We start from the raw sequence: 280 nt of genomic DNA, 5'->3' as shown, positions 1-280 counted from the left end.
TGGCACCAGCGGCCGCAGGAAAGCTTCAGCCGGCCCTTGAAGTCCATCTGCCACAACAGGTTTTGGCGCCTCCTTCTCGAAGCGCTCATAGGCCTTGCCCGGACCGGCATCGGCGGCAATGCGCCCGTGCCGCTTGAGCACGGCATGCACGGTGGATGCCGCCGGTACGTCAGACATTCCGGCCTGGCGCAAGCAGGCGCAGATCTTACGCGCGCCCCAGGCCGGATGCGCATCACGCACCGCAAGCACGGCCGTTTCGATCTCAAGGGGCGAACGGCGT

General features: G+C 66.4%; 1 pseudogene. It reads right to left on the bottom strand.

Features of this window, described 5'->3' with window-relative positions:
• Positions 1-280 (bottom strand): annotated as a pseudogene (locus ASD32_RS30090) (helix-turn-helix domain-containing protein); the annotation flags it as partial.

Source organism: Rhizobium sp. Root483D2 (assembly GCF_001426685.1).
GTDB lineage: Bacteria > Pseudomonadota > Alphaproteobacteria > Rhizobiales > Rhizobiaceae > Pararhizobium > Pararhizobium qamdonense.
This window is presented reverse-complemented; position numbering and strand designations above follow the sequence as displayed.